Raw genomic sequence first — 24,566 nt, 5'->3', positions numbered from 1 at the left:
ACGCGACGACGCCCCGCCCCTCCGGAGGGAGGGACGGGGCGTCGGGTGCTCGGCGCGGGCCGTCAGGGACGGCCACGCACGGCGGCGATCAGTTGCCGGTGAGCTTCTCGCGCAGGGCGGCGAGGGCCTCGTCGGAGGCCAGGGTGCCTCCGTCCGAGGACGGGGCCTCGGAGGAGTAGGACGAGCCGCCCAGGCCCGCACCGGCGTCGGCGCCGGCGGTGGCCTCCTCCTGGAGGGAGCGGCGCACCTGCTCCTTGTGGGCCTCCCAGCGGGCCTGAGCGTCGGCGTACTGCTGCTCCCAGGCGGCGCGCTCGGTCTCGAAGCCCTCCATCCACTCGTTGGTCTCGACGTCGAAGCCCTCGGGGTACTTGTAGTTGCCCTCCTCGTCGTACTCCGCGGCCATGCCGTAGAGCGCCGGGTCGAACTCGGTGCCCTCGGGGTCCACGCCCTCGTTGGCCTGCTTGAGGGACAGGGAGATGCGGCGACGCTCGAGGTCGATGTCGATGACCTTGACGAACAGCTCGTCGTTGACCGACACGACCTGCTCGGCGGTGTCGATGTGGCGCGAGGCCAGCTCCGAGATGTGCACGAGGCCCTCGATGCCGTCCTCCACGCGGACGAACGCACCGAACGGCACGAGCTTGGTGACCTTGCCCGGCACGACCTGGCCGAGGGCGTGGGTGCGGGCGAAGAGCTGCCACGGGTCCTCCTGGGTCGCCTTCAGCGACAGGGAGACACGCTCGCGGTCCATGTCCACCTCGAGGACCTCGACGGTGACCTCCTGGCCCACCTCGACGACCTCGGACGGGTGGTCGATGTGCTTCCAGGACAGCTCGGAGACGTGCACGAGGCCGTCCACGCCGCCCAGGTCCACGAAGGCGCCGAAGTTGACGATGGAGGACACGGTGCCGTTGCGGACCTGGCCCTTCTCCAGCTTGTGGAGGAAGTTGGAGCGGACCTCGGACTGGGTCTGCTCGAGCCAGGCGCGGCGGGACAGGACCACGTTGTTGCGGTTCTTGTCCAGCTCGATGATCTTCGCCTCGAGCTTCTGGCCGATGTAGGGGGCCAGGTCGCGCACGCGGCGCATCTCCACGAGGGAGGCCGGGAGGAAGCCGCGCAGGCCGATGTCGAGGATGAGGCCGCCCTTGACCACCTCGATGACGGTGCCCTCGACGACGCCGTCCTCCTCCTTGATCTTCTCGATGTCGCCCCAGGCGCGCTCGTACTGGGCGCGCTTCTTCGAGAGGATCAGGCGACCCTCCTTGTCCTCCTTGGTGAGGACCAGGGCCTCGACGGTGTCGCCCACGGCCACGACCTCGTCCGGGTCCACGTCGTGCTTGATGGACAGCTCGCGGGACGGGATGACGCCCTCGGTCTTGTAGCCGATGTCGAGCAGGACCTCGTCGCGGTCCACCTTGACGACGGTGCCCTCGACGAGGTCGCCATCGTTGAAGTACTTGATGGTCGCGTCGATGGCGGCGAGCAGGTCCTCGGCAGAGCCGATGTCGTTGATGGCGACCTGCGGGGCGTTGGAAGTGGTGGTCATGTAGGAGGGACTCCGTTGGGATCGGGGGTCACGTCGGGATCGATGCCGCCGGTGGGCGGCATCCGGGCACCAGAGGGGCCCCACCCGGCGTGGGTCGTGATGGACATGTATCAAACGCGCACGAATGTGCTCGTCCAGCGTATCAGAAGCCGACGAGGGTGTGCAGGGGTCGGCTGGGTCGCACAAGCCCGTCGAACGCCTCCGCCGCGCCGGCCCGCAGCTCCGCCACGACACCGGCCTCCGCCAGCACCGCGGCGCCGGCCCCGCGGGAGTGCCCGCCGAGCCAGAGCGCGGAGAACCGGGCCGCGTCGAGCCGGAGTCCCGCGCCCAGGCCCACGGCGTCGGCCGCGGGGCCCAACCGCTCGGCGGCGCCGCGCCCCTGGCGGACGGTGAGCCGCCACGTCCCGTCGATCGCGCCGAGCGCGTCCTCGACGGCGACGACGACCTCCCCGTCGCCCGCCCAGCCACGGGCCGCCATGGCGGCGGGCAGGTTCAGGACCCGCAGGTACAGGTCGTCGGAGCCGCGGTGCCGACTCACCCGCCGCTCGTCGACGAAGAGCGCCTCGAGCCAACCGGGCTCGGGCGCGCGGCCCCACTCGATCCGCTCGACCAGGTCCAGTCGGGCCAGGTGGTGGACGAGCCCGCGCCGCGCGTCGGCGGTCGCCGCGAGGAACGCGGTGACGGTGATCGTGGGCGGCTCCTTCTCCCAGCCCTCGAACCGATACAGCGCGACGCCCTGGACCCGCCCGTCGTCGTCGCGGTGGACCGCCGCGTACAGCCCCGAGCCGCGCCCCTCGTTCCGACTCGCCTCGCGGTCCTCCCAGCGAGGCACGCTGAACGAGGTCCGCTGGACCGAGCCCGGGGTGGCCGGCAGCACCCGCCCGTACAGCTCGTCCACGAGGCCGGGGATCTCCCGCGGCTCCTCGACCGTGACCCGCCCGCCGGCCGGGGCGCCCGTGAACGCGGGGGCGCCCGAGACGTCGATCCGCACGGCGTGCCACCGGGTGGCGGCCCCGAAGCCGAAGCGGCCGTAGATGGCGGCCTCGGTCGCGGTCAGGGCGGCCGCGCACAGGCCGGCGTCGCGGGCGTCCGCGAGGGACCTGAGCATCATGGCCCGCAGCACGCCGCGCCGGCGGGCGTCCGGCGAGACGGTCACGTCGGTGATCAGCCAGGCGTCGACGGTGCGGCCGGGCCACGTGGTCAGCGGCTGCACGAAGTCCTCGAAGGTGGCGGCGGGGCGGCGGGCCGCCGGGTCGTCCCCCGGCGCGTAGACGCCGAGCCGGCGCCGTCCGTCGGCCGCGTGGGCCTCGAGCTGCTGGCGGAGCGCGGCGCCCGTGGGCACCGTCTCGTAGAAGCCCCGTTCGACCGCGGCCGCGAAGTGCGATGCGGCGGGGTCCTCGGGGCCGAGGACCCCGAGGTCGCGCAGCGCGAGGCCGTGCTCGCCGAGCCGGTCCTCGGCGGCGTCGGCCAGCCGCCGCAGCGACGGACCCTCCGGCGCGTCAGTGTGCGGCGTCATGCCAGCTCCTTCCCTGGCCGACGTGCACGTCGAGCGGCACGGAGAGCTCGGCGGCCCGGCCCATCCGCTCCTTCAGGAGCGCCGTGGCCTTGTCGAGCTCGGCGGCCGGGACCTCGAGGATGAGCTCGTCGTGGACCTGCAGCAGCAGGCGCGAGGCCAGCCCGTGCTCCTCGAGGCCGGCCTGCACGTCGAGCATCGCGCGCTTGATGATGTCCGCGGCCGAGCCCTGGATGGGGGCGTTGAGCGCGGCGCGCTCGGCCATGTCCCGCAGCTGACGGTTGTCCGAGCTGAGGTCCGGGAGGTAGCGGCGGCGCCCCTCGATCGTCGAGGTGTACCCGTCCTGTCGGGCCTGCGCGACGACGTCGCGCAGGTAGTCGCGCACGCCGCCGAAGCGGTCGAAGTAGCCCTTCATGAGGCCGCGCGCCTCGTCCACCGAGATCTTCAGCTGCTTGGACAGCCCGAAGGAGGACAGCCCGTAGGCCAGGCCGTAGCTCATCGCCTTCACCTTGGCGCGCTGCTCGGCGGTGACGTCGTCCGGGTCCACGCCGAACACCTGCGAGCCGACGAACGAGTGCAGGTCCTCGCCCTCGCGGAAGGCCTGGATCAGCCCCTCGTCCTCGGACAGGTGCGCCATGATGCGCATCTCGATCTGGGAGTAGTCGGCCGAGAGCAGCACGGCCTGCTCGCCGGCCACCTCGTCCGCCACGAACACCTCACGGATGCGGCGGCCCGCCTCGGTGCGCACCGGGATGTTCTGGAGGTTCGGGTGCAGCGAAGACAGCCGGCCCGTGGCGGCGGCGGTCTGCGAGTAGGTGGTGTGGATGCGGCCGTCCGTGGCGACGGTCTCGAGCAGCCCCTCCACGGTCTGCCGGAGCTTCGTGGCGTCACGGTGGGCCATCAGGTTCTCGAGGAACGGGTGCCGGGTCTGCTCGAGCAGGTCCTGCAGCGAGTCCACGTCCGTGGAGTAGCCGGTCTTCGTCTTGCGCGTGCGCGGCATGTTGAGCCGCTCGAACAGCACCTCCTGCAGCTGCTTGGGCGAGCCGAGGTTGACCTGCATCCCGCCGGTCTCCTCCGCGACGGACGCCCACGCGGACTCCTTGGCGGCGTCGGCGGCGTCGGTGAAGTCCTCGCGTAGGCCGGTCAGGGCGTCGACGTCGACGGCGATGCCGGTCAGCTCCATCCGGGCGAGCAGCCGCGAGAGCGGGATCTCGAGCTCTTGCAGCAGCCGCTGGGCCCCGCGGTCGAGCACCTGGGGCGTGAACTGGGTGGAGAGACGGCGCACCACCCAGGCGGCCCGCACGGCGTCCGCGGCGCGGTCCGCGCGTTCGGCGGCGGCCTGCCCGCCGTCGAGGTCGAACGTCCCCTGCGCCCGCTGCTGCGCGGGCTCGCGCGGGGCGGTGAGGGGGGTGTGCAGATGCGCCTCCGCCAGCGCCTCGAGCGAGGTGTCCCGCTGGTCCGGCTGGATCAGGTAGGCCGAGAGCAGCACGTCGTCCACCACGCCGTCCAGGGCCGCGTCCGGGCCGAGCCCGTCGCCCTCGGTGGGCGCGGCCAGCGCCTTGAGCGTGCGCTTGAGGTCGTGCACGGCCTTGGCCAGTCCGCCCTCGCCCAGGGCCTCGCGCACGGCGGCCACCAGCGCCGGGTCCGGGGCGTCGCCGTCGAGGGTGACGTGCAGGCCCGCGTGCTCGCCCACCAGCGCGACGCCGACGGGCGTGCCGAACGTGCCGGGCACGGGCACCTTGCGGCGGGGCAGCAGGGCCGGGCCCTCGACGTCCACGTGGACGCCGAGCAGGTTGCCGGCCTCGGCGGCGAGGAAGGATCGCACGTCCTCGGCCGTCGTCGCCTCGGTGAACTCCGGGGCGGCCTCGACCTCGGGGGGCGGCGCGTCCTCGCCCACCCGCTCGCCGAACACCTCGAACACGCGCTCCCGGATGCGGTTGAACTGCAGCGCGTCGAACAGCTCCTCCACGGGCTCGCGCTCGGGCATCTCGAGCCGCATCGCCTCGAGCCCGATCGGCAGGTCGAGGTCGCGCACGAGGGCGTTGAGGCGGCGGTTGCGGCGCACGTCCTCGAGATGCTCGCGCAGCGCCTCCCCCTTCTTGCCCGTGATCTCGTGCGCGTGTGCGAGCACGCCGTCGAGGTCCCCGTACTGCTTCAGCCATTTCGCGGCGAACCCGGGACCGACGCCGGGGACGCCGGGCAGGTTGTCCGCGGCCTCGCCGACGAGGGCCGCGAGCTCGGGGTACTGGGCGGGGGCGACCCCGTACTTGGCCATGACGGCGTCCGCGTCCATCGGCGGGATGTCGGAGACGCCCTTCTTGGGGTAGAGCACGGTGGTGCGCTCGGAGATGAGCTGGAACGCGTCCCTGTCACCGGAGACGACGACGGCCTCCCACCCCGCCTCCTCGGCGCGCGCGGACAGCGTGGCCACGATGTCGTCGGCCTCGTAGCCCTCCAGCGTGAGCGTGGGGATGCCCAGGGCCTCCATGACCTTCACGGTCAGCTCGATCTGGCCCGCGAACTCCGCGGGCGTCTCGGAGCGGCCCGCCTTGTACTCACCGTACTCCTCGGAGCGGAACGTGGGCCCGGAGAGGTCGAACGCCACGGCCACGTGCGTGGGCCGCTGCTGCCGGATCATGGTCAGGAGCATGGCGGTGAAGCCGTACACGGCGTTCGTGTTCTGGCCCGTGTCCGTGGCGAAGTTCTCGGCGGGCAGCGCGTAGAACGCGCGGAACGCCATCGAGTGTCCGTCCAGGACCAGCAGCCGCTGCGGGGCCTCTGGGGTCGGATCTGCCGCCATGGGTGCTCACGTCTCCTCTCGGCGCGCGGCGCGGGGCGCGCCGGTCGCGTGTGCCAGCCTAGTGCTCATGAGTGAGCACACCGAGACCACCCCCGCCGCCTCCGAGCGCGTGTACCGCCCCGGCGTCACCCCCGAGCTGAGCCCCGCCGAGCTGGAGGCGGCCTGCGCCGAGGCCGGTCTGACGCCCGAGCTTGTCACCGCCCTCGGCGGCGCGGCGATCAGCCCCCTCGCCCAGAAGATGGGTCTGCGCTTCCTCGAGCTCACGGCCGAGCGCGCCGTCGCCACGCTGCCCGTGGCGGGCAACGAGCAGCCCGTCGGGCTGCTGCACGGCGGCGCCCACCTCGTCCTCGCCGAGTCCCTGGGCTCGATGGCCGCGAAGATCCACGCCGGGCCGGACCGCAACGTCGTCGGGGTCGAGATCAGCGCCACGCACCACCGGGCCGTCCGCTCGGGCCTCGTGACCGGCACCGCGACCGCCGTCCACCTGGGCGGCACCCTCGTCACCCATGAGGTGGTGATGACGGACGAGCAGGGCCGGCGGCTCTCGACCGTGCGCATGACGAACATGCTCCTCGACGCGCGCTGAGGCACGCCGCCCGGGCGGGCCGGCCCGTGCCTCAGTCCATGTCCGGAAGGCGCGGGGCCGCTCGGCCACCCTCGCGGCCGGGGGTATCCTCGGCGAGCTCGTCGTAGTGCCCCGGATTCATGGGCACCCCAGTGAGGTAGGCCGAGCGGCCCAGGGCCATGGTGGCCACCGAGGCCGAGCCCAGCTGCAGCACCAGGATCAGGGCCACCTTCACGAACGCGGCCACCCCCGGGGCCAGTAGCAGGGCGCCCACCACGATCAGGATCATCCCGACGCCGCCGGCGGTGCCCACGGCGGAGACGCGGGTGTAGGGGTCGGGGAACCGGATCAGACCGAGTCCCGCGGTGACGAACGCAAGGGCTCCGATCACCACGAGCACGGAGCCGGCGGCGGTCAGGACGACGTCCACGGGTGCGACCTCCTCAACGCTCGCCGCGCGTGAGCGCGCGGGCCAGGGACATGCCGGACAGGAAGGCCACGACCGCGGCGATCAGGACCAAGTCGAACGTCCACGGGTTGTCCGCCCGGACGCCGAACAGCACGAGCATCCCGAGCACGCTGAACGTGAGCAGGTCGCCCGAGACCGCGCGGTCCGCGTCGAGCGGGCCCACCACGATCCGGTACGCGGACACGAGCGCCGACACGGTCAGCAGCGCGATGGCCAGGTCGATCCCCACCAGGGACCAGTCGTAGGCGAAGGGCATCATGCCACCCCCGTCTTCCGCATCGCGTGGAGCATGCGCGCCTCCATGTCGTGGATCTCCGCGCGCAGGGCGTCGGCGTCGTCAGCGTACAGGCCGTGCACGTAGAGCAGGCGCCGCGCGTCCGGGTCACCGTCCTCGTCACCGACGGCGCCGGCACGCCGGGTGCCCAGCGTCAACGTGCCGGGCGTCAGGGTGATCAGCGCCGAGAGCAGGGTGACCTCGGCGTCCGTGCGGCAGTTGCTGCGCACGCGGGCGATGCCCGAGCGCGCCTGGACGCCGGGGGTGACGAGGTCCTTGATGACCGCCTTCGAAGAGGTCACCAGGGCCCACGCGTACCAGCACCAGAACACGAGCCACCGCCAAGGCCAGGACACGGCGGAGGCCGTGCCGGGCGTCAGGTCGACGGTCCCGTCGGCGGGGGCGACGGTGTGCATGGGGGCGTCTCCTTCCGGAGGCTGCGGGAGTGCGGTGCTCATGGGTTGAGCACCGCCTCGATGTACCTGCTGGGGTCCATCAGGCCCTGAGCCGCGAGGTCGGTGACGGTCCACAGGGCCTGACCGCCGAGCCCGAGGGCGAGGGTGGCCATAGCTAGGACGACGGCGGGGGCGGCCAGCCGGCCTGGGATGCGGGAGCGCGTGACGTCCTCGTCCGGATCCACGGTCACCGGCAGCACGCCCGTGGGCGGATCGAGGGTTTCCTGCGAGGCCCACGACTCGGTGCGCTCGTGGTCGGTGCTCGAGCCGCGGCCGGAGGGCGACGGCACGGAGCCCGCCCGGCCCACGATGGGCATGGCCGCGGTGGCCAGGCGCTCGCGGTGCCCGTGTGGGGCCGTCGGAGCGCCCCAGAACCAGGCGTCCCACACCCGCAGCAGAGCCCACAGGCTCACCAGGGAGGCGCCCAGCACCAGCGCAGCGGTGACACCGCGGCCGGCGTCCAGGCCGGCGCTGACGAGCATGAGCTTGCCCACGAACCCGGAGAAGGGCGGGATGCCGACCAGGGAGAGCAGGCCCACGAAGAAGGCGACGGCGATCAGCGGCTCGCGCCGGGCCAGGCCCTGCAGGTCCGCGAGACGGCCGGTGCCGTAGCGCACCTCGATCGCGCCGGCCGCCATCAGGAGGCAGCCCATCGCCACCATGTGGTGCACGAGGTAGAACAGGCCCGCCGCGAGACCCAGGCGCGTGGAGAGCCCGAGTCCGACGAGGATGCCGCCGATGCCGCTCACCATCTGCCACGACAACACGGCGCGCACACCGTGCTCACCGACCGAGGCGAGCGCACCCACCACGAGGGTGGCGAGGGACAGGACCAGGATGAGCGGCAGCAGACGCGCATCGCCGTCGTACATGACGGAGTAGATCCGGTAGAGCCCGTACACGGCGACCTTGGTGTGCAGGGCGGCGAAGAGGGCCGTCACCGCCGGGGAGGTCGAGGAGTACGCCCAGGCCAGCCAGCCGTGCAGCGGGGCCACCGAGGCCTTGATGGACAGTGCGAACAGCACCATGCCCGCGGCGATCGCGATGCGTGGGTCCGCCGCGGCGGACCCGGCGAGCATCGCGAGGTTCACCGAGCCGGTCAGCCCGTAGACGAAGCCGACGCCGACCAGGAGGATCGTGGAGGTTAGCAGGTTGAGGGTGACGTACAGCCGCGCCCCGTCCACTCGGCGCAGGGGCTCACGGCGGTTGGCGGAGAGGACGTAGAGGCCGTAGCTGGGCACCAACATGACCTCGATGAACACGAACAGGTTGAACAGGTCCGCCGTCAGCAGGGCGCCGTTGACTCCGCCGATGAGGATCAGGAGCAGCGGGGCGAAGAACTGGGAGTTAGCGACGCGGGAGCCGTAGGCGAACGCCGCGCCCACGATCGTGAGGGCGCTCGTGAGCACGAGCATCAGGGCGGACAGCATGTCCGCTGCGAAGCCGATCCCGATGCCCCCGGGCCAGCCGCCCAGCGAGGTGGCGAGCACGGACCCGTCGAGGGCGTGGACGCCCAGGGCCAGCCCGCCGGTGGTGACGAGTCCGAGCACCGCGAACAGGACTGCCCGGTGGAGGCGGGGACGCTCCCCCGCCAGCACGAGCAGACCGGCGGACAGCAGCGGGACGGCGGCGAAGAGGGGCAGCAGCTGGCCCAGCGGGACGGCGCTCATCGACGCACCTCCGGGCCCTGGCCGGCGTAGTGCTGCGCGATCCGGCCGGCCGCGGCGTGCCGCTCCTCGCGCGGGAAGCGTGCGTCGGCGGCGGCCTGCTCCAGGGAGTCGCGGGTCTCCCCCGGCGAGGCCACCGCGTCGTCCGCGCGCCCGGTGACGGCCAGCGCGAGCAGCAGCACGGTGATCGCGAAGGCGATCACGATAGCGGTCAGGACGAAGGCCTGCGGCAGGGCATCGGCCTGCACCTCGACGTCTGAGGTCCCCGCGAAGGGCAGCCCGCGGCGGTCGGTGCCGCCCGCGGCGATGATGGCCAGGTTGGCGGCGTGGCCCAGCAGGACCATGCCGAGGATCACGCGCAGCAGCTCGCGCTTGGAGAACAGGTAGAACGCGCCGAAGGTCAGAAGTCCCACGGTAAGGGCGACGGTCATCGGGTGACCTCCTCTCGTGCAGTCGTGGTGGTCGGGGCCGAGGGATCGGAGGACGGGGCCGCCGGCGCGACGCCGGGGTCACGGCTCGAGGCGCGGAGCGGGTCCTCACCCGGCCGCTCGGGGCCGAGCAGGGAGAACGCGGCCACGATCAGGCCGATCACGGCCAGGTACACGCCCATGTCGAACGCGAGCGTGGTGGAGAGCCCGTAGTCCAGGACCTTCACTCCCGCGGCTCCGAGGAAGCCCTTGCCGGTGAGGTAACCGACGATCCCCGTCGCGGTGCCGACGGCGATGCCCGAGCCGATGAAGGCCAGGTACGGCCACCGCAACTCCGGGGCCGTGTCCGAGTCGGCGGCCAGGTAGAGCAGGGCGTAGCCGGCACCGGCGACCAGTGCGGCGATGAAGCCGCCGCCGGGCTCGTAGTGCCCGCGCAGCAGCAGGAACGCGGACAGCAGGATGATCAGCACGCCGAAGACACGGCCGAACACCCGGATGTGGACGAGGTTCTCGCGCACGTGGGCGAGTGGGGAGCGCATGTCCACGGCGGAGGGCTGTGGAGGCGTCGGCCGACGGTTGAGCAACAGGGCCGCGATGGTCAGCGCCGTCGCCCCGAGCACGGTCATCTCGCCCCACGTGTCCACGGCGCGGAAGTCCACGAGGATCACGTTCACCACGTTGGTCCCCCCAGCCTGGGCATAGCTCTGGGTCAGGTAGAAGTGGGCGATCTCCGACATGCTGGAGCGGCCGGTGAACGCGAGCACGCCCAGGGTCGCGGCGACGCCGGCGACGGAGGCGGCGAGGACCGCCTGCATCCTGCGCGGGGTCGGCTCGTCGCTGAAGCGGGCGGGCAGGCGGCGCAGCAGCAGCACCATGACGCACACCGTGAGCACCTCGACCATCAGCTGGGTCAGGGCCACGTCCACGGCGCCGAGGGTGAGGAACCACAGGGTCATGCCGAACCCTACGACGCCGACCACCACCATGGCGGCGATGCGCGTCTTGGCGCGGATGGTGGCGATCACGCCGGCACCCACCAGGACGACCAGCACCCAGTCGTGCCAGCGCGAGGGCTGGCCGACGACGGCGGGCAAATCCTCGATCGTGGCGACACCGGCCACGGCGAGGAGCCCCAGGACCAGGGCGGGGATGAGGAGGTGGGGGCGGGGAGCCAGGGTGCCGGAGGCGCGCGAGACGACCGCGCCGACGCCGATCAGCCGGTGCCGAACCTCGTCCACCGCATCCAGGGCGGAGAACGGCAGGGCGGCGTGGGAGGCCACGCGCTCCACCGGGCGGCGCAAGGCCACCAGCAGCAGACCGAGCACGATGATGGCGGCGGAGACGAGCAGGGCCGTGTTCACGCCGTGCCACAGCGCCAGGTGCGCGTGCACCTCCGCGCCGGAGGCGGCCTCGGCCGCGTAGGAGACGGGGGTGTCCAGCACACCGGGCAGCAGGCCCAGGGCCACGCCCGCGGCCGCGGCCAGCACGGGCACGCCCCAGAAGGTGGCAGGAGCCTCGTGGACCTCGTCCTCCCGGCCGGTCGGCCACGAATGGGCGGCCCCGTCCGGGCTTGGACCCCAGAGGCCCAGGGCGCCGAGCACGAGACGGCCGGAGTAGGCCACGGTGAACACGGAGGTCAGGGCGATGCCGGCGGTGACGAGGACGGGGAGCCATGCGGGACCGGGGGTCCCGAGAGCGGCCTCGACCAGGCCCTCCTTGGAGATGAAGCCGAACAGCGGCGGGATGCCCGCCATCGACAGGGCGGCGACGGCGATCGCCGTGCCGGTGACCGGCATGCGCACGTGGCGGGCCGCGAGCTCTCGCAGGTCGCGGGTGCCGGCCTCGTGGTCGACCACGCCGATCAGCATGAACAGCGCCGACTTGAACAGCGCGTGCGCCACGGTGTGCACGATCGCCGCGGTAAGCGCGACGGGGGTGCCGATGCCGATGGCGGTCACCAGCAGGCCCAACTGGCTCATCGTGGAGTAGGCCAGCAGACCCTTGAGGTCGTGGCGACGGATCGCGGAGACGGCGCCCAGCAGGGCCGTGATGAGGCCCGAGCCGATCAACAGCGCGGACCACACCGGGTTCCCGGCCAGGACCGGGCTGAACACCAGCAGCAGGAAGATGCCGGCCTTGACCATCGCCGCGGCGTGCAGGTAGGCGGAGACCGGGGAGATGGCCACCATGGAGTCCGGCAGCCACGCCTGGAACGGGAACTGGGCGGACTTGGTGAACGCGGCCACCGCCAGCAGGACGGCGACCGTGGTGGTGAAGCCCGCCTCGGACCACACGTCCGAGGCCAACACCCCGGACAGCGAGGCAGTGCCGGTCCGCACGGCCATGAGGGCGACGGCGGCCAGCAGCGCGAGGCCGCCGCCCACGGTCACGAGCAGGGTCCGGATCGCGGGGTCGCGGGCATGGTCCCCCGAGCGCCCGATGAGGAAGAAGGAGGTGAAGGAGGTGAACTCCCACGCGACGAAGAGGACCACGATGTTGTCGGCGAGCACCAGCAGCAGCATCGACGCCGCGAACGCGGTCATCAGCAGGTAGAAGGAGCCGGGTCGGCTCTCCGTGCGGTCCCGACTGAGGTACCGGCTGGAGTAGGCGAGGATCGCGGCGCCGATGACGAGGACGATCATGGCGAACACCAGGGCCAGGCCGTTCAGCCGGAGGTCGAGGTCCACCCCGACCGCGGGGATCCACGGATGGTGCTCCGTCCGGACGTCGCCCGTCCACGCCGCGATCAGCACGCCGGCCGCGGCCAGCAGGGGTGCGGCCAGGACCCAGCCCGCGTCCCTGCCCAGCGCCCGGGAGGCCGGGACGGCCGCCACCACCGAGAGGAGGGTCAGCAGGAGGCTGGTCAGGAGCACAGGACACCACTCATCTCGGGTCGATCGGTCACGGACACGGCGCCCACGGCGGGTGGCCGCGCGCCGACGGTGCCCGAAGTGGGACTCGAACCCACACGCCTCTCGGCACCGCATTTTGAGTGCGGCGTGTCTACCGATTCCACCATTCGGGCAGTGCCGCCCGGAGGCGGGACTCGATCACCCTATCAGCGCCCCGACCCGGCGTCCCCGGCCTTCCGGCGGGGGGGTCACCGCCGCCGCGCCCGCGCCGCACTCATCGCGCACGGTAGCCTGGTGGACCACCAGCGGCGCCGCACCGACGCCGTCCCGGCCCGCGCGAAGGAGCTGCCGTGTCCACGCTGACGCCTCCCGAGGAGACCGGCCTGCGGGCCGTCGTCGCCGAGGACGAGACCCTCATCCGCCTCGACCTGGTGGAGGTGCTCACCGGGGCGGGCTACCGGGTGGTCGCCGAGGCCGGCGACGGCCGCGCCGCCGTCGAGGCCGTGCGCGAGCACCGCCCGGACATCGTGGTGATGGACGTGAAGATGCCCGTGATGGACGGCATCGCGGCTGCGGGCGAGATCGCCGGGGAACGGCTCGCCCCCGTGGTCATGCTGACCGCCTTCAGCCAGCGCGAGCTGGTGGAGCGCGCCCGGACCGCCGGGGCCATGGCCTACGTGGTCAAGCCCTTCACCGAGGCCGACCTGGTCCCCGCCATCGAACTGGCCGTGGCCCGCTTCGACGAGCTGCGCAGCCTCGAGGCCGAGGTGCGGGACCTGGGCGACCGCCTGGAGACCCGCAAGATCGTGGACCGGGCCAAGGCGCTGCTCCAGGAGCGGATGCGCCTGACCGAGGCCGAGTCCTTCCGCTGGATCCAGAAGACCTCCATGGACCGGCGCCTGACCATGCGGGAGGTCGCGCAGGCCGTCATCGACCAGGTCGGCTGAGCGGCGCCCGCGCGCTCGTCAGAGCGGGGAGCGGGCCGGCCAGAAGCCGACCGGCTCGCGCGTCTGCGGCGAGGCGGCGGACGAGCCGCCCGCGGCGTCGTCGCCCACGCGGTGCACGCGCAGCGTGTTCGTGGAGCCCACGGCCCCGGGAGGGGACCCGGCGGCGATGACCACGAGGTCGCCGTGCTGGGCGATGCCCTCCGATGTGAGCGACTGCTCCACCTGGAGGGTCATCTTGTCCGTGGAGTCCTGGAACGGGACCATCTTCGGGTAGACGCCCCAGGTCAGGCACAGGATGTTGTGCGTGTGCTCGTGGTGGGTGAACGCGTAGATCGGCTGACGCGGCCGCAGGCGGCTGAGCCGACGGGCCGAGTCGCCGGACTCGGTGAACGTGGCGAGGAACGGGATCTCGAGCTGGTTCGCGACCTCGACGGCGGCCCGGGTGATCGCGCCGCCGCGCGTGCGGGGACGCGAGCCGAGCGGGTGGATGAGCTCGAGGCCGTGGGTCTCGGTGGACTCGATGATCCGGGCCATCGTCTGGACCGTCTCGACCGGATACGCGCCCACCGAGGTCTCGCCCGAGAGCATGACGGCGTCCGCGCCGTCGAGCACGGCGTTGGCGCAGTCCGAGGCCTCGGCGCGCGTCGGGCGCGGGCTGTCGATCATCGACTCGAGCACCTGCGTGGCCACGATGACCGGCTTCGCCCAGCGGCGGGCGAGGTCCACTGCGCGCTTCTGCACCACGGGCACGTCCTCGAGCGGCAGCTCCACGCCGAGGTCGCCGCGGGCCACCATGATGGCGTCGAACGCGTCCACGATGGCCTCGAGGTTCTCCACCGCCTGGGGCTTCTCGATCTTGGCGATGACCGGGACCCGGCGCTCCTCCTCGTCCATGATCTCGTGCACCCGGTCCACGTCCGCGGCGTCCCGCACGAAGGACAGCGCCACCATGTCCACGCCGGTGCGCAGCGCCCAGCGCAGGTCCCGCTCGTCCTTCTCGGACAGGGCCGGCACGTTCACCGCCACGCCGGGCAGGTTGATCCCCTTGTTGTCCGAGACCATGCCCGGCACCTCGACCTCGGCCAGCACGTCCGTGTCCGTGACCTCGACGGCGCGCAGGCGCACCTTGCCGTCGTCCACCAGGAGCACGTCACCGGGGGCGACGTCCCCGGGCAGCCCCTTGTGGGTGGTGCCGACCAGCTCGCGGGTCCCGGGCACGTCCCGGGTGGTGATGGTGATCCGATCGCCCCTCTCGAGCAGATGCGGGCCGTCGGTGAAGCGGCCGAGGCGGATCTTGGGGCCCTGGAGGTCCGCGAAGATCGCGACCGGGCGCCGCTCCTCCACGCTCAGCCGACGCACCCGCTCGTAGGACGTCTCATGCACCGCGTGGTCGCCGTGGCTCATGTTGAGGCGGACGACGTCCGCCCCCGCGCGGATGATGGCGCGGGTGGTCTCGTCGGAGTCGGTGGCGGGCCCAAAGGTGGCGATGATCTTCGCGTGTCGCATGCGACCCACGATAGGGGGCGGGCCCGCCCTCGGTGGAGGGCGGGCCCGCGTGGCGTCGGAAGATGAGACGGAGGACTCAGCCGAGGACGAGGCCGCGGTCGTCCGGGTCCACGGGGTGCGGCAGTCGGGACCAGCGCTCGAGCGACTCGTCGACCTCCTGCGCGCACGCACGCCCCTCGGCGATGGCCCAGACCACCAGGGAGGCGCCGCGCCCGGCGTCGCCGCACGCGAACACGCCCGGCTCGTCGGTCTCGTACCCGTCCTTCCGGGCCACGAGCCCGCGTGTCACGTGCACGCCGAGCTGCTGCGTGAGCAGCCCCTCCTCGATGCCGGTGAAGCCCAGCGCCAGCAGCACCAGGTCCGCCTGGACCTCGCGCTCGGTGCCCGCCTTGGGCCCGCGCGTGCCGTCCTCGCGGTACTCGGTCTCCGCCACGCGCAGGGCGCGCACGCGGCCGTGCTCGTCGCCGAGGAACTCGACCGTGGAGGCAAGGTGCGCGCGGGCGCCGCCCTCGGCGTCGGCCGTGGTCTGCTGGTGGACCTTGGGGATCGTGGGCCACGGCTGGTGGACGGGGCGCTCGACCGGCAGCTGCTGGCCGATCGCCAGCGTCGTCACGGACGCCGCCCCCTGGCGGTGCGCGGTGCCGATGCAGTCCGCGCCCGTGTCGCCGCCGCCGAGGATCACCACGTGGCGCCCCTCGGCGGAGATCTGGTCCGGGACCTCGTCGCCGGCGACCGCGCGGTTGGACTGCACGAGGTAGTCCATGGCGAGGTGGATCCCGTCGAGGCCGCGGCCGGGGACGGGCAGCTCGCGGGCCACGGGGGCGCCGGTCGCCACGATCACGGCGTCGAAGCGGGCCTTGAGCTGGTCCCAGGGCAGGTCGACGCCGATCTCCACGCCGGTGCGGAACCGGGTGCCCTCGGCCTCCATCTGCGCCAGGCGCCGGTCCAGGACGTCCTTCTCCAGCTTGAAGTCCGGGATGCCCAGCCGCAGCAGGCCGCCGAGGCGCTCGTCGCGCTCGTAGACCACCACGGTGAAGCCGGCGCGGGTGAGCTGCTGCGCCGCGGCCAGTCCCGCCGGGCCCGAGCCGACGACGGCCACGGTGTGGCCGTTCAGGCGGGCCGGCACGACCGGCTCGAGCCAGTCGTTGTCGAAGATCTGCTCCGCGATCGCCACCTCGGTCTGCTTGATGGTGACCGCGGGCTGGTTGATGCCCAGGGTGCAGGAGTCCTCGCACGGGGCGGGGCAGATCCGCCCGGTGACCTCGGGGAAGTTGTTGGTCGAGTGCAGTCGCGCGGCGGCCTCGGCCCAGCGTCCCCGCCGGACCAGGTCGTTCCACTCCGGGATGAGGTTGCCCAGCGGGCACCCGGAGTGGCAGAACGGGATGCCGCAGTCCATGCACCGGCCGGCCTGGGTGCGCACGATCGCCTCGTCCTGGCGGACGTACACGTCCTTGAAGTCCATGATGCGCACCGGCACCGGACGCGTGGGGCGCTCGACGCGCTCCCGGTTCTTCAGGAATCCGCGCGGATCAGCCACGGGTCACCTCCAGCAGTCGGTCCCAGACGGCCTCCCCGTCCGGGTCGAGTCCCTCGGCCGTCGCGGCCTGACGGGTGCGCAGCACGAGGTCGTACTGCCGGGGCAGGACGGTCGTGAAGCGGTCCCACGCGGCGTCGGCGGCGTCCCCGCCGGCCCGCAGGTCGGCGAGCAGCGCGGCGGCGACGGCGGAGCCCGTCTCCGCGCGGTGCAGCTCCAGCAGCTCGGCGATCCGCAGCCGGTCCTGCGCGGACGGCGCCTCGAGGATCAGGGCGTCCTCGCGGACGGCGAGTGGGTTCAGGTCCTCCCGGTCCAGGTCCAGCACCCAGGCCCGCCCGCCGGACATGCCGGCGGCGAGGTTGCGGCCGGTCTCGCCGAGGATCAGCGCCTCACCGCCGGTCATGTACTCCAGGCCGTGGTCGCCGATGCCCTCGGCCACCGCGGTGGCGCCGGAGTTGCGCACGAGGAACCGCTCCCCCACGCGGCCGCGCAGGAACAGCTGGCCCGAGGTGGCGCCGTAGCCGATCACGTTGCCGGCCACGGTGTTCTCCTCGGCCACGAACGGGGCCTCGGCGTCGGGGCGGACGATCACGCGTCCCCCCGACAGGCCCTTGCCGACGTAGTCGTTGGCGTCGCCCGAGAGCCGCAGGGTGACGCCGGCGGGCAGGAAGGCGCCGAGGGACTGGCCGGCCTCGCCCGTCAGGCGCACGGTGATCGTGTCGTCGTCCAGCTCGTCGGCGAGCCGCGTGCTCGTGACGTGGTAGCCCAGCAGCGTGCCCACGGACCGGTCCGTGTTCACGACGGCCTCGTCCATCACGACGGGCGTGCCCGTCGTGAGCGTGTCCCCCAGCCGGGCGATGAACCGGTGGTCGATGTGGGAGGCGAGGTCGTGGTCCTGCTCGGTGGTGCGGCGCATGGGCGCGTCCTCGTGGCCCGGACGCCGGCCGACGGAGGGGTCCGCGAGGATGCCCGAGAGGTCCAGGCCCTCGGACTTCCAGTGGTGCAGGGCCGCGTCCACGTCGAGCAGCTCGCGGTGGCCGATCGCCTCGTCGAGCGTGCGGAAGCCCAGCTGCGAGAGCAGCTCGCGGACCTCCTGCGCGATGAACTCGAAGAAGTTGACGACGAACTCGGGCTTGCCCGTGAAGCGCGCGCGCAGCTCGGGGTTCTGGGTGGCCACGCCCACGGGGCACGTGTCCAGGTGGCACACGCGCATCATGATGCAGCCGGAGACCACGAGCGGGGCGGTCGCGAAGCCGAACTCCTCGGCCCCGAGCAGTGCGGCGATCACGACGTCCCGGCCGGTCTTGAGCTGCCCGTCCACCTGGACGGTGACGCGCTCGCGCAGGCCGTTGAGCATGAGCGTCTGCTGCGCCTCGGCCAGGCCGATCTCCCACGGGGTGCCCGCGTGCTTGAGGGAGTTCAGCGGGGAGGCGCCCGTTCCGCCGTCGTGGCCGGAGATGAGCACGACGTCGGCGCGCGCCTTGGCGACGCCCGCGGCCACCGTGCCCACGCCGGACTCGGAGACGAGCTTGACGTGGACCCGCGCGGTCGGGTTGGCCCGCTTGAGGTCGTGGATCAGCTGCGCCAGGTCCTCGATCGAGTAGATGTCGTGGTGCGGCGGCGGCGACACCAGGGAGACGCCCGGGGTCGAGTGCCGCGTGCGGGCGACCCACGGGTACACCTTGGTCCCCATCAGCTGGCCGCCCTCGCCGGGTTTGGCGCCCTGGGCCATCTTGATCTGCAGGTCGGTCGCGGTGGCCAGGTACAGGCTGGTGACGCCGAACCGGCCCGAGGCGATCTGCTTGATCTTCGAGCGGCGCTCCGGGTCCAGCAGGCGCTCGGGGTCCTCGCCGCCCTCGCCCGAGTTCGAGCGGGCGCCGAGGCGGTTCATGGCGATCGCGAGGGTCTCGTGCGCCTCCTGCGAGATGGAGCCGTAGGACATCGCGCCGGTGGAGAAGCGGCGCACGATCGACTCGACGGGCTCCACCTCGGAGACGGGCACCGGCGGCCGCTCGCCCGTGCGCAGGCGCATGAGCCCGCGCAGGGTCATGAGCTCCTCCGCCTGGTCGTCCACGCGACGCGTGTAGTCCTTGAAGACGTCGTAGCGCCGCTCCCGCGTGGAGTGCTGGAGGCGGAACACGGTCTCGGGGTTGAACAGGTGCGGCGCGCCCTCGCGCCGCCACTGGTACTCGCCGCCCACCTCGAGCTCGCGGTACGGGTTGATGTCGTTGCCGTCCGGCGGATACGCGAACTCGTGGCGCGCCTGGATCTCGGCGGCGACGACGTCGATGCCCACGCCGTCGAGCGGGCTCGTGGTGCCCACGAAGTAGCGGTCCACGAAGCGCCGGGACAGGCCGAGCGCCTCGAACGTCTGGGCGCCGGTGTAGGAGGCGACCGTGGAGATGCCCATTTTGGACATGATCTTCTGGACGCCCTTGCCGAGCGCCTTGATCAGGTTCGCCACGGCCTGCTCGGCGGTGACGCCCGAGACCTCTCCCGTGCGCACGAGCTCCTCGGCGGACTCCATGGCCAGGTACGGGTTGACCGCGGAGGCCCCGTAGCCGAGCAGGACGGCCACATGGTGGACCTCGCGCACGTCGCCCGCCTCGACGATCAGCGAGCTCTTGGTGCGGTTGGCCGAGGCCAGCAGGTGGTGGTGCACGGCGGAGGTCAGCAGCAGGGACGGGATCGGCGCCCACTGGGCGGTGGCGCCGCGGTCGGACAGCACCACGTACTCCACGCCGCGGTTGACGGCGGCCGAGACCTGCTCGCAGATCGCCTTCAGCTGGGCGCGGAGCTCCTCGACGCCTCCGGCCACCCGGTACACGCCGTTCACCTTGAGGGTCAGGCGGGTGCCGTCGGCGTCGCGCAGGTGCTGGATGCGGGCCAGCTGGTCGTTGTCGATCACGGGGAACGGGACGTCGACCTGGCGGGTGCGCACCTGCTCGAGGGAGAGCACGTTGCCCTGCGGGCCGATCGCGGTGCGCATCGAGGTCACCTGCTCCTCGCGGATCGCGTCGAGCGGCGGGTTCGTCACCTGGGCGAAGGACTGCACGAAGTAGTCGAAGAGCAGCCGGGGCCGCTTGGCGAGGACGGCGATGGGCGTGTCCGTGCCCATCGCACCGAGCGGCTCGGCGCCCGTCTGGGCCATCGGCCCGACGAGGATGCGCAGCTCCTCCGAGGTGTACCCGAAGATGCGCTGACGCTGCAGGATCGACTCGGAGGTGTGGCGGACGTGCTCGCGCTCGGGGAGCGACTCCAGGTCCAGGAGGTTCTGGCGCACCCAGTCCTCCCACGGCTGGGCGGAGGCGACCTCGGCCTTGATCTCGTCGTCGCCGATGATCCGGCCCTGCTCGGTGTCCACGAGGAACATGCGCCCCGGGGCCACGCGCCCCTTGCGCACCACCGCCGAGGGCTCGATCGGCACGACGCCGACCTCGGAGGCCAGGACGACGAGGCCGTCGTCGGTGACCCACCAGCGGGCGGGGCGCAGGCCGTTGCGGTCCAGCACGGCGCCCACCTGGGTGCCGTCGGAGAAGGCGACGGCGGCCGGTCCGTCCCAGGGCTCCATGAGCATGGAGTGGTACTGGTAGAAGGCGCGGCGGGCCGGGTCCATGGTCGCGTGGTTCTCCCACGCCTCCGGGATCATCATCATGATCGCCTGGGTGAGCGGGCGCCCGGAGAGCATGAGCAGCTCCGCGACCTCGTCGAAGGAGGCCGAGTCTGAGCCGATGGGGCTGATCAGCGGGAACAGGTCCTCGGGGACCTCGCCGAGCATCGGGTGCTTGAGCTGGCCCTGACGGGCGCGCATCCAGTTGCGGTTGCCCTTGACCGTGTTGATCTCGCCGTTGTGCGCGATGGTGCGGAACGGCTGGGCCAGCGGCCACGAGGGGAACGTGTTGGTGGAGAACCGCGAGTGGACCACGCCCAGCCGGGTGGTGAACCGCTCGTCGGAGAGGTCCGGGTAGAACGGCTCCAGCTGGGCCGTCGTCAGCATGCCCTTGTAGACGATCGTCTGGGACGAGAGCGAGGGGAAGTAGACGCCGGCGCGGGACTGGGCGCGGCGGCGCACCCGCCACGCCCGCACGTCCAGCGACTGCCCCGGCTCGGTGCCGTCCTGACCGTCCGCCAGGGACAGGAACAGCTGCTCGAACGCGGGCATGGCCGCCCGGGAGCCGACGCCCAGGGCCGAGGGGTCGGTGGGCACCTCGCGCCACGCCAGGACCTGCAGCCCCTCCTCCTCGGCCAGCCGCTCGACGGCCTCCTTCGCCTCGGCGCGCTCGCCGTCGACGGGCGGCAGGAAGGCGGTGCCGGCGACGTACTCGCCCACGGGGGGCAGCTCGGCGTCGACGACGGCACGGAACAGCTCGTCGGGGATCTGGGTCAGCAGGCCGGCGCCGTCGCCGGTGCCCTCGTCGGCGCCCACCGCCCCGCGGTGCTCGAGCGCGCGCAGGGCGGTCAGCGCGTGCTGGACGATGTCGTGGCCCGGGGTGCCCCGCAGGGTGGCGATGACGGCGAGGCCGCAGTTCTCGGTCTCCCGGGACGGGTCGTAGAGGCCCTGGGCGGCGGGGATGTCCGCATAGCGGACGAAGGGATCCACCGGTCCCCCCGCGCGGGGGGCCGAGGCGGGCGAGGATGCCACGGGCATGGTGCCGTCCTTTCCGGAGAGCAGGGGCTCGGACGGGGACGGCGCTGGCCCCGACGCACGGGGCCGACGGCCCCGAGGTGGAAGACACACTACCGGGCGCGACGTCCCACTGTGCGGAACCGGACGTTACTGTGACACGCCGAATGTCCACCATGTGGGACACCGGGGCCCCGGGCGCCCCTCGCGGGCGCGCCGGGGAGCGGGTCAGCGCCGGACGGCGTCGTCCTCCGCCGCGCCCACGGCGTGGGACCCGGAGCGGCCCGCGGCGACGGCGGCGCCGTCGTCGCCCTCGGGGGCGTGCCCGGCGCGCCACACGCTCTGGTGGGCGTGGGGGCCGGCGGCCGCGCCGCGATGGCGCAGCAGGATCCCGACGATGAACGCGAGGGCGATGACGAACACCAGCAGGGACGTCCACACGTTGAGCCGCTGGGTGACGCCGAAGAGCGTGACCATCTCGGCGTCGTCGATGCGCAGCATCTCGATCCACGTGCGGCCCACGGTGTACCAGGCGACGTAGGACCACAGCATGAGGCCGTGGCGCAGGTGCAGCGCGCGGTCCACGAGGAGCAGCAGCGCGACCCCGGCCAGGTTCCACAGGCACTCGTAGAGGAACGTGGGGTGGAACAGCGTGTCCGGGGCGTAGCCGGCCGGGAAGTTCGGGCTGGCCGGGTCGACCTCGAGCCCCCAGGGCAGGGTCGTCGGGCCGCCGAAGAGCTCCTGGTTGAACCAGTTGCCCCACCGGCCGATGGCCTGGGCCAGCAGGATGCCCGGCGCGACGACGTCGCCGAAGGCCGTCAGCCGCAGCCCGTAGCGGCGGCACGCGATCCACGCGCCCACGGCGCCGAGGGCGATCGCGCCCCAGATGCCCAGTCCACCGTTCCACACGTACAGGATCTGGATCGGGTCGCCCGTGCCGTCGAAGCCGGGCCCGAAGTACCGGTCCGGTGAGGAGAACACGTGGTAGAGCCGACCGCCCACGAAGCCGAACGGGATGGCCCACAGGGCGATGTCGAGCACACGGTCCTCGGGGCCGCCGCGGGCGCGCCACCGACGCTCGGCGAGCCACAGCGCCAGGACGATGCCCAGGATGATGCTCAGCGCGTACGCGTGGATCTTCACCGGGCCGATCTCGAAGCCGTCCCAGGTGGGGGCGGGGAACGCGGCCAGGGGTGCGAGGGCGGCGGGGGACGCCAGGGAGGCCAGGGCGGTCATGCTCAGCCCTCCCGGACGGCGCCGGCGGCCAGCTCGCGGGCGAGGGCGCCGACGGCCTGCGGCCCGCCGTCCGTCAGCGCGCGCACCAGGGCCGTGCCGACGATCGCGCCGTCGGCGTAGGCGCCGATCTCGCGGACGTGCGCGGCCTGGGAGACGCCGAGGCCGACGCACACGTGCTCCGCCCCGGCATCCTGGGCCCGGCGGACCACGGTCTCGGCGACGGTGGACACCGCGTCGCGGGTGCCGGTGACGCCCATGACCGACACCGCGTACACGAAGCCGCGGGAGGAGTCGACGGTGAGGCGCACCCGCTCGTCCGTGGACGAGGGCGCGGTGAGGAACACGCGGTCCAGGCCGTGACGGTCCGAGGCCTCCATCCAGGCGCCGGCCTCCTCGGGCACGAGGTCAGGGGTGACGAGACCGGCGCCCCCGGCCTCGGCGAGGCGGCGCGCGAACTCGTCGACGCCCATGCGGTCCACGAGGTTCCAGTACGTCATCACCAGCACCGCGGCGTCAGTGCGCTGGGTCACCCGTCGGATGATGTCGAAGACGTCGGCCACGTGGAAACCCGCCTGCAGGGCGGCCTGGGTCGCGGCCTGGATCACGGGGCCGTCCATCACGGGGTCCGTGTAGGGCAGGCCCAGCTCGATGACATCGGCGCCGTTGTCCGCGGCGGCGACGACGGCCTCGACGCACTCGTCCACGGACGGGTAGCCGGCCGGCAGGAAGGCGACGAGGCCGGTGCGGCCGGCCACCTTCGCGGCATCCAGGGCCGCGGCGGTCTTGGAGTGCACGGTCATGCCGGTCACTGCTCCTCTCCGGGGGTCATCTCCTCGAGCGGGTCCTTCTCCTCCGTGGCCGTGCCGAGGCCGAACCAGGCCGCCGCGGTGGCGACGTCCTTGTCCCCGCGGCCGGAGAGGTTCACGATGATGATCCGCTCCTGACCCTCCGGGGCGTCCGGCCCCACGAGGCCCTCGTCCGCCCAGCGGCGGGCCAGGCGCAGCGCGCCGGCCAGGGCGTGGGCCGACTCGATGGCGGGCGTGATGCCCTCGGTGCGCGTGAGCCGGAGGAAGGCGTCCATGCACTCGGTGTCCGAGACCGGCTCGTAGACGGCGCGGCCCGTGTCGTGCAGGAAGGCGTGCTCCGGGCCGACGGCCGGGTAGTCCAGGCCCGCGGAGATCGAGTGGGAGTCGATCGTCTGCCCGTCCTCGTCCTGCATCAGGTACGTGCGGGCGCCGTGCAGCACGCCGGTGCGTCCGAGCGTGATGGACGCGGCGTGGCGGCCGGTCTCGAGGCCCTCGCCGCCGGCCTCGAAGCCGTAGAGCTCCACCCCAGGGTCGTCGAGGAAGCCGTGGAACAGGCCCATCGCGTTGGACCCGCCGCCCACGCACGCCGCGACGGCATCCGGCAGGCGGCCGGCCTGCGCCAGGATCTGCTCGCGGGCCTCTTCGCCGATCACGGAGTGGAAGTAGCGCACCATGGCGGGGAACGGGTGCGGGCCCGTGACCGTGCCCATCAGGTAATGCGTGGTGTCCACGGAGGCGACCCAGTCCCGCAGGGCCTCGTTGATCGCGTCCTTGAGGGTGCGGGCGCCGATCGCCACGGGGATCACCTCAGCGCCGAGCATCTGCATGCGGGCCACGTTCAGGGCCTGGCGGCGGGTGTCCTCCTCCCCCATGTACACGGTGCACTCCATGCCGAACAGCGCGGCCGCCGTCGCCGTGGCCACGCCGTGCTGGCCGGCGCCGGTCTCCGCGATCAGACGCGTCTTGCCCATGCGGCGGGCGAGCAGCGCCTGGCCGATCACGTTGTTGATCTTGTGCGAGCCGGTGTGGTTGAGGTCCTCGCGCTTGAGGAAGATGCGCACGCCGGGGGTGTCCGCGGCGAACCGCGGCACCTCGCTCAGCAGGGAGGGCCGGTTCACGTAGTCCCGGAACAGGGTCCGCAGCTCGGCCTCGAAGGCGGGGTCCTGCCGCGCCTCCTCGTAGGTGCGGGTGAGCTCCTGCAGCGCGGCCATGAGGGACTCGGGCATCCACTGCCCCCCGTAGTCGCCGAAGTAGGGCCCGGCCTGACCCTGATACGGCCCCTCGAACTCGATCGCGGGCTCGGTGCTCGGACGGTCGGCGCTCATGGCGACCACGCTCCTCGGG

General features: G+C 72.8%; 17 protein-coding genes and 1 tRNA gene. 2 read left to right on the top strand and 16 right to left on the bottom strand.

The annotated features are described in order from the left end of the window. Positions 1-88: 88 nt before the first annotated feature. The 3 genes from rpsA to polA all read right to left on the bottom strand — a co-directional run bounded on the left by rpsA (position 89) and on the right by polA (position 5,859). Positions 89-1,546 carry a 30S ribosomal protein S1 gene (gene rpsA, locus ACUW6W_RS04100; RefSeq protein ID WP_036315338.1) on the bottom strand — a complete coding sequence of 486 codons (1,458 nt, stop codon included), beginning with the start codon at positions 1,544-1,546 and terminating at the stop codon, positions 89-91. Between the two features lie 142 nt (positions 1,547-1,688). After that, a complete protein-coding gene (locus tag ACUW6W_RS04095; RefSeq protein ID WP_135019263.1) occupies positions 1,689-3,062 on the bottom strand; it encodes a GNAT family N-acetyltransferase in 1,374 nt (457 codons plus the stop codon). Next, a complete protein-coding gene (gene polA / locus ACUW6W_RS04090; protein ID WP_230277975.1) occupies positions 3,046-5,859 on the bottom strand; it encodes a DNA polymerase I in 2,814 nt (937 codons plus the stop codon). Before polA ends, ACUW6W_RS04095 begins: the two co-directional genes overlap by 17 nt. Before the next feature lie 67 nt (positions 5,860-5,926). Here polA and ACUW6W_RS04085 point away from each other — a divergent pair, with 67 nt between their 5' ends. Next, positions 5,927-6,445 carry a PaaI family thioesterase gene (locus ACUW6W_RS04085; RefSeq protein WP_127435055.1) on the top strand — a complete coding sequence of 173 codons (519 nt, stop codon included), beginning with the start codon at positions 5,927-5,929 and terminating at the stop codon, positions 6,443-6,445. Positions 6,446-6,476: 31 nt separating this feature from the next. Here ACUW6W_RS04085 and ACUW6W_RS04080 read toward each other — a convergent pair whose 3' ends face one another. The 7 genes from ACUW6W_RS04080 to ACUW6W_RS04050 all read right to left on the bottom strand — a co-directional run bounded on the left by ACUW6W_RS04080 (position 6,477) and on the right by ACUW6W_RS04050 (position 12,742). Beyond that, entirely contained in the window at positions 6,477-6,854 is a 378-nt protein-coding gene (locus tag ACUW6W_RS04080; protein ID WP_041102700.1) for a cation:proton antiporter, read from the bottom strand. A 13-nt stretch (positions 6,855-6,867) separates the two neighbouring features. After that, the gene (locus tag ACUW6W_RS04075; RefSeq protein WP_127435056.1) at positions 6,868-7,152 is read right to left on the bottom strand and encodes a monovalent cation/H+ antiporter complex subunit F; all 285 of its coding nucleotides are present in this window, start codon (positions 7,150-7,152) and stop codon (positions 6,868-6,870) included. Then, positions 7,149-7,583 carry a Na+/H+ antiporter subunit E gene (locus ACUW6W_RS04070; RefSeq protein ID WP_252411503.1) on the bottom strand — a complete coding sequence of 145 codons (435 nt, stop codon included), beginning with the start codon at positions 7,581-7,583 and terminating at the stop codon, positions 7,149-7,151. The genes ACUW6W_RS04075 and ACUW6W_RS04070 overlap by 4 nt, the downstream gene beginning before the upstream one ends. A gap of 38 nt (positions 7,584-7,621) precedes the next feature. Further along, entirely contained in the window at positions 7,622-9,292 is a 1,671-nt protein-coding gene (locus tag ACUW6W_RS04065; RefSeq protein ID WP_010078749.1) for a monovalent cation/H+ antiporter subunit D family protein, read from the bottom strand. Next, positions 9,289-9,720, bottom strand: a complete 432-nt coding sequence (locus ACUW6W_RS04060; protein WP_010078750.1) for a cation:proton antiporter subunit C — start codon at positions 9,718-9,720, stop codon at positions 9,289-9,291. The genes ACUW6W_RS04065 and ACUW6W_RS04060 overlap by 4 nt, the downstream gene beginning before the upstream one ends. Further along, positions 9,717-12,590 carry a DUF4040 family protein gene (locus ACUW6W_RS04055; RefSeq protein WP_044658966.1) on the bottom strand — a complete coding sequence of 958 codons (2,874 nt, stop codon included), beginning with the start codon at positions 12,588-12,590 and terminating at the stop codon, positions 9,717-9,719. The genes ACUW6W_RS04060 and ACUW6W_RS04055 overlap by 4 nt, the downstream gene beginning before the upstream one ends. Positions 12,591-12,660: 70 nt before the next feature. Next, positions 12,661-12,742 (bottom strand) — tRNA-Leu (locus ACUW6W_RS04050). Between the two features lie 177 nt (positions 12,743-12,919). On the opposite strand from ACUW6W_RS04050, the gene ACUW6W_RS04045 reads away from it, so the two are divergent. Continuing rightward, complete coding sequence (locus ACUW6W_RS04045; RefSeq protein ID WP_010078752.1) at positions 12,920-13,516, top strand: ANTAR domain-containing response regulator; 597 nt, start codon at positions 12,920-12,922, stop codon at positions 13,514-13,516. A gap of 18 nt (positions 13,517-13,534) precedes the next feature. Here ACUW6W_RS04045 and pyk read toward each other — a convergent pair whose 3' ends face one another. The 6 genes from pyk to trpB form a co-directional block, all read right to left on the bottom strand. Then, positions 13,535-15,022 carry a pyruvate kinase gene (pyk, locus tag ACUW6W_RS04040; protein WP_010078753.1) on the bottom strand — a complete coding sequence of 496 codons (1,488 nt, stop codon included), beginning with the start codon at positions 15,020-15,022 and terminating at the stop codon, positions 13,535-13,537. 76 nt (positions 15,023-15,098) lie between these two features. Continuing rightward, positions 15,099-16,559, bottom strand: a complete 1,461-nt coding sequence (locus ACUW6W_RS04035) for a glutamate synthase subunit beta (protein WP_049147616.1) — start codon at positions 16,557-16,559, stop codon at positions 15,099-15,101. Then, positions 16,552-21,204, bottom strand: a complete 4,653-nt coding sequence (gltB, locus tag ACUW6W_RS04030; protein WP_135019267.1) for a glutamate synthase large subunit — start codon at positions 21,202-21,204, stop codon at positions 16,552-16,554. The genes ACUW6W_RS04035 and gltB overlap by 8 nt, the downstream gene beginning before the upstream one ends. A gap of 204 nt (positions 21,205-21,408) precedes the next feature. Continuing rightward, positions 21,409-22,416: a prolipoprotein diacylglyceryl transferase gene (lgt, locus tag ACUW6W_RS04025; RefSeq protein WP_020624215.1), complete on the bottom strand. Its 1,008-nt coding sequence runs from the start codon at positions 22,414-22,416 to the stop codon at positions 21,409-21,411. A gap of 2 nt (positions 22,417-22,418) precedes the next feature. Continuing rightward, on the bottom strand, positions 22,419-23,225 hold the full coding sequence (gene trpA, locus ACUW6W_RS04020) for a tryptophan synthase subunit alpha (RefSeq protein WP_020624216.1): 807 nt from the start codon (positions 23,223-23,225) through the stop codon (positions 22,419-22,421). After that, entirely contained in the window at positions 23,222-24,547 is a 1,326-nt protein-coding gene (gene trpB / locus ACUW6W_RS04015; RefSeq protein WP_070709870.1) for a tryptophan synthase subunit beta, read from the bottom strand. The genes trpA and trpB overlap by 4 nt, the downstream gene beginning before the upstream one ends. Between the last annotated feature and the right edge of the window lie 19 nt (positions 24,548-24,566).

This window comes from Micrococcus sp. 093350064-1 (assembly GCF_053627955.1).
The sequence above is the reverse complement of the archived record's forward strand: the minus strand, read 5'-3'. Positions and strand labels throughout refer to the sequence as shown.